We start from the raw sequence: 5,758 nt of genomic DNA, 5'->3' as shown, positions 1-5,758 counted from the left end.
GCCACCAGCGCGGCCAGGATCAGGATGCCGAACTCGCCGGCGCTGCCCGCGAAATCCTTGGCGTCGCCCGCGAATTCGGCCCGGATGCCGTCCGGCAGGTGGACCTCGTTCACGGCCTGGAGGATGGCCCGGGAGGCCGCCTCCAGCCCCGTTCCGGGCGCCACGTTGTAGCTGATCGTGACGGCCGGATAGGAGCCCTGGTGGTTGACGGTCAGCGGCGACAAGCTGCGGCTCACCGTCGCCAGCGCCGAGAGCGGCACGCCGACGCCGCCGCGCGCCGGCACGTAGAGGCGGGTCAGGTCGGCCGGATCGTCCCGGTCCTCCGGCCCAACCTCGAGCACGACCCGGTACTGGTTGCGCTGGGTGTAGATGGTCGAGACCTGCCGCTGCGAGAAGGCGTTGTTCAGGGCGTCCGTGATGTCCTGCATGCGGATGCCGAGACGCGCCGCCGCGGCCCGGTCGATCTCGATCTTGGCCTGCAGCCCGCCGCGGTCCCGGTCGCTGGACACGTCGACGAGGCCGGGCAGGCGGCGCAGCCGTTCGAGGACGCGGGGCGTCCAGCGGTCGAGCTCCTCCAGATCGGCCGAGAGCAGCGTGAACTGGTATTGCGAGCGGCCCTGCCTGCCGCCCGCCCTGACGTCCTGGGCGCCGAACATGAAGGTCCGGATGCCCGGGATGGCTGCGAGCTCGCGCCGGAGCCGGGCGATCACCGCGTTGGAGCTTTCCCGCTGGCCATCCTGGCGCAGGCTGATGAAGAGCCGGCCCTGGTTGACCGAGCCGCTCCAGCCGGAGGAACCGGCCGAGGAGGACACGCCGACCACGGCCGGGTCCGCCCGCACCCGCTCGGCCACCCGCTCCTGCAACTCGGCCATGGCCGGGAAGGAGATGTCGGGCGAGGCTTCGGTGAACCCGACCAGAAGTCCGGTGTCGTCCTGGGGGAAATAGCCCTTCGGAATGGTCCGGAACATCTGCACCGTGAAGGCCACCGTGAGCAGCGTCACGGCCAGCATCAGCCAGGGATGGCGCAGCGCGGCCCCGAGCGAGCCCGCATAGGCCCGGGTCAGGCGGCCGAGGCCGCCCTCGCAGACGCGGTCGAAGCGGGTCTGCCGGTCCGGCCGCTGCGGCAAACGCGCCACGATGGTCGGCGCCACGGTGAGCGAGACCACGGTCGAGACCACGATGGCGGCCGCCAGCGTGAGGGCGAATTCGTGGAAGAAGCGCCCGATGATGCCCGGCATGAAGAAGAGCGGGATAAAGGCGGCGAGCAGCGACAGGCTGATCGAGATCACCGTGAAGCCGATGTCGCGCGCCCCCGCGATGGCGGCGTCGACCCGGGACAGGCCGCGATCGAGGTGCTTGTGCACGCTCTCGATCATCACGATGGCGTCGTCGACCACGAAGCCGACCGAGATCGTCACGGCCATCAGGGAGAGGTTGTCGAGCGTGAAGCCGAACAGCCACATGGCCGCGAAGGTGCCGCCGATGGAGAGCGGAACCGTGATGCCGGCCGCCAGCGTCGGGGTGGCGCGGCGCAGGAACAGGAACACGACGAGCATCACAAGCGCGACCGTCTCGCCCAGCGCCCATTTCATCTCGGACAGGGAGGACCGGATGGTGAGGGTACGGTCGCTCATGATCTGGATGTCGATCGCGGCCGGGATCCAGCGCTCCAGCTCCGGCAGCAGCGCCCGGACGCGGTCCACGGTCTCGACCACGTTGGCGCCCGGCTGCCGGGTCACCTGAAGCGTCACCGCCGGCAGGCCGTTATAGGAGCCGGCCGCGCGGCTGTTGCGGGTGCCGCGCTCGACGCTCGCCACGTCGGCCAGGCGGACGGCCGTGCCGTTGCGGGAGCGGACCACGACCCGGCCGAACTCCTCCGGCGACGAGAGCTGGCTGTTGGTCTCGATCGTGAGCGCCTGGGTCGTGCCCTCAAAGGAGCCGAGCGGGGCTGGCGCGTTGGCGGCCGCGATGGCGGCCCGGACGTCGTCGAGCGACAGATCCATGGCGGCGAGGCGCGACGGATCGAGCCGGACACGGATCGCGGGCTGCTCGGCGCCCGAGACGATGACCTCCGCAACCCCCTCCACCTGGGCGATCCGCTGGGCGATCACCGTGTCGGCGACGTCGTAGATGGCGGAGGCGGCGAGGGTCCGGGAGGTCAGGGCCAGGATCATCACCGGAAAGGCCCCGGGATTGGCCTTGCGGAAGATCGGCAGGTTCGGAAGGTCGGACGGCAGGTCGGTCGCGGCCGCGTTGAGGGCGGCCTGAACGTCCCGGGCTGCCCGGTCAGCGCTGCGCGACAGGTCGAACTGGATGGAGATCGAGGTCGAGCCGAGCGAGGACGTGGAGGTGATCTCGGTTACGCCGGCGATCGCCCCGAGCCGCCGCTCCAAGGGCGCCGCCACCGTCGACGCCATGGTGGCCGGGTCTGCCCCCGGGCGCGAGGCCGAGACCCGGATGTTCGGGAAATCGACCGACGGCATGGAGGCGACGGGCAGGACGCTGTAGGCCACGAGGCCGATCAGCAGCAGTGCAACCGACATCAGCGTGGTGGCGACCGGCCGCCGGATAAAGAATTCCGAGGTGTTGAGGGCGCGCCCGGCCGCCTCCCGGGCGCGGCTCACGCGGCGCCGCCCCGCAGCGGCAGTTCCGGCTGCAGCTCCTCGGCCGGCCGGTTCAGCCCGGTGCGGCTCCAGCGCCGGCGCAGATCCTCGAGCCCGAGATAGATCACCGGCGTGGTGTAGAGCGTCACGAGTTGGCTCAGGATCAGCCCGCCGATGATGGTGACGCCGAGCGGCACCCGCAGCTCGGAGCCGGGGCCGTGGCCGAGCGCCAGTGGCAGCGCGCCCAGAAGCGCGGCGAGCGTGGTCATCATGATCGGCCGGAAGCGGAGCCGGCACGCCTCGACGATGGCCGTGGCGGGATCGAGGCCCCGCTCCCGCTGCGCGGCGAGGGCGAAGTCGATCATCATGATCGCGTTCTTCTTCACGATCCCCATCAGCAGGATGATGCCGATCAGGGCCACCACGGACAGGTCGTGCCCGAGCGCCATCAGGGCCAAGAGGGCACCGACGCCGGCTGACGGCAGGGTCGACAGGATGGTGAGGGGGTGGAGGAAGCTCTCGTAGAGGATGCCGAGCACGATGTAGATCGTGACCGCCGCGGCGAGCAGCAGCCAGGGCTGCCCGGCAAGCGCCCGCCTGAACTCGGCCGCGTCGCCCGCGAAGGTGCCGGACACGGAGCCCGGCAGGTCGATGTCGCGCTCCGCCCGGGCGATCGCCTCGACGGCGGTGCCGAGGGCTGCACCTGAGGCGAGGTCGAAGGAGATGGTGGCCGCCGGGAACTGCTCCTGGTGGGCCACGGACAGCGGCGCGGTGGTCCTCTCCAGGCGGGTGAAGGCGGCGAGCGGAATTTGCGGCGCGCGCGCCCCCTGGACCGTGGTCGGCACGGTGCCATAGGCCCCGAGGGTGACCTGGCCGCTCGCCGGGACGTAGAGCTTGTTCAGCGCGTCCGGGCTGCCCTGGTATTGTGGCGCCGCCTCCAGGATGACCCGGAACTGGTTGGCCTGGCCGTAGATGGTCGAGACCTGGCGCTGGCCGAAGGCGTCGTTCAGCGCGTCGTTGACAGCCTGGACGGAGACGCCCAGCCGTCCGGCGCTCTCCCGGTCGATCGTGATCTTCGCCCGAAGGCCGCCCTCCTGGGTTTCCAGCGCCACGTTGCGGAGCGCCGGGTCCTCGCGCAGCCGCTCGGCCATGCGGCCGGTCCACACCGAGACCTCGGCCGTATCGGCGCCCGACAGGGTGTATTGATACTGGGACCGGCTCGACCGCGTCGCGATCTGGATGTCCTGCACGGACTGCACATAGAGGGTCACGCCCGGGATCGCGGCGGCTTGGCGCTGCAGCCGTTCGCCGACCTCCTCGGCCCGGGCGTCCCGAGCCGCCCTCGGAACGAGGCTCACCGACAGACGGGCGACGTTAGGCGTCGGGTTCAGCACGCCGACGCCGACCGAGGAGACCGAGGCCGCGACGTCCGGGTCGCGCCGCACGATCTCGGCTACCCGGTCCTGCAGCCGGGTCATCTCGGCAAAGGAGACGTCCGGAGCGGCCTCCACCACGACGGACAGGAGACCCGTATCCTGCTCCGGCAGGAAGCCCTTCGGGATGGTGAGATAGAGCCAGCCCGTGAGCGCCAGGGTGCCGAGCGTGACGAGGTTCATCAGCCCGCGCCGACGCAGGGCCCAGAGCAGCGTCGCGTCGTAGCCCCGCGCCATGGCGGCCACAGGCCATTCCGCGAAGCGCAGCCACCGCGCCTCCGCGGCTGCCGGGCGCAGCAGCCGGGCGCACATCATGGGCGCAACCGTGAGCGAGACCACGGCCGAGACCACCACCGCGATGGTGAGCGTGAGCGCGAATTCCCGGAACATGCGGCCGACGAGGCCGGTCATGAACAGGAGCGGGATGAACACCGCGACCAGCGACACGGTGAGCGAGATCACCGTGAACCCGATCTCGCGGGCGCCGGACAGGGCCGCCTCGAAGGGCCGCTCTCCCTCCTCGATGCGCCGGACGATGTTTTCGATCATCACGATGGCGTCGTCGACCACGAAGCCGGTCGCGATGGTGAGGGCCATCAGCGACAGGTTGTCGAGGCTGAACCCGGCGAGCCACATCACGGCAAAGGTCGCCACGATGGAGAGCGGCAGCGTCACGGCCGCCACCACGGTCGCCCGCACCGTGCGCAAAAACAGCAGCACGACTAGGACCACGAGGGCGCAGGACAGGACCAGCGTGAATTTCACCTCGCCGATCGAGGCCCGGATCGTGTCCGTGCGGTCCTGGACGAGCTTCAGCTCGACGCCTTTGGGCATGGCGCGTTCGAGCCGCGGCAACTGCGCCCGGATGCGATCCACCGTGTCCACGACGTTGGCGCCCGGCTGGCGCTGCACGTCCAGCACCACCGCCGTCTCGGAGCCGAACCGGCCCGCCACGCGCGAATCCTCGAGGCCGTCCACGATCTGGGCGACATCCCGCAGCAGAACGGGGGCGTTGTTGCGGTAGGTCACCACGATGGCGCCGTATTGCTCGGCGGCCGCGAGCTGATCGTTGGACGCGATGGTGTAGGACTGGCTCGGCCCGTCCAGCGCCCCCTTAGGGCCGGCCACGTTGGCGGCCACGATCGCGGTGCGGAGGTCGGCGAGGCTGATCCCATAGGCGGCCAGCCGCCCGAGATCGGCCTGGACCCGCACGGCCGGCCGGACGCCGCCCTGGATGGTGACGGCGCCGACGCCCGACACCTCGGCCAGCCGTTGCGCCAGCAGCGTGTCTGCGAGATCCGACAGGGTGCGCAGCGGCACCGTGGAGGAGGTGAGCGCCAGGGTCACCACCGGCGCGTCGGCCGGATTGACCTTGCTGTAGGTTGGCGGGAACGGGAGGTTGCGGGGCAGGGTGGAGGCGGCCGCGTTGATGGCCGATTGCACGTCCTGGGCGGCCGAGTCGATGTCGCGGTCGAGCTCGAATTGCAGCGTCACCTGCGACAGGCCGAACGAGGAATTGGACGACAGCCCGGCCAGAGCCGGGATCTGGCCGAATTGCCGCTCCAGCGGCGCCGTCACCAGGGACGCGATGGTGTCCGGGTTCGCGCCGGGGAGCCGCGTCGTGACCTGGATGGTTGGGAAGTCGACCTGGGGCAGGGACGCGACCGGCAGGCGCAGGTAGCCGAGGACGCCGCAGATCAGGATCGCGATCCCGAGCAGAAG

At 70.8% G+C, this 5,758-nt stretch carries 2 protein-coding genes; both read right to left on the bottom strand.

Going from position 1 to position 5,758, the window contains the following annotated elements; all coding sequences use genetic code 11:
- Nucleotides 1-2,624: efflux RND transporter permease subunit (locus JWR86_RS10255; RefSeq protein ID WP_299564588.1), on the bottom strand; the 2,624-nt coding region annotated here is incomplete at its 3' end.
- Nucleotides 2,621-5,755, bottom strand: coding sequence for an efflux RND transporter permease subunit (locus tag JWR86_RS10250; RefSeq protein WP_299564591.1), 3,135 nt, complete (start codon nt 5,753-5,755; stop codon nt 2,621-2,623). The genes JWR86_RS10250 and JWR86_RS10255, both read right to left, overlap by 4 nt.
- Nucleotides 5,756-5,758: the final 3 nt, after the last annotated feature.

This window comes from Enterovirga sp. (genome assembly GCF_028290205.1).
Taxonomy (GTDB): domain Bacteria; phylum Pseudomonadota; class Alphaproteobacteria; order Rhizobiales; family Beijerinckiaceae; genus Enterovirga.
Note: the sequence above shows the minus strand (reverse complement) of the source record. Positions and strands in the feature narration are given on the sequence as shown.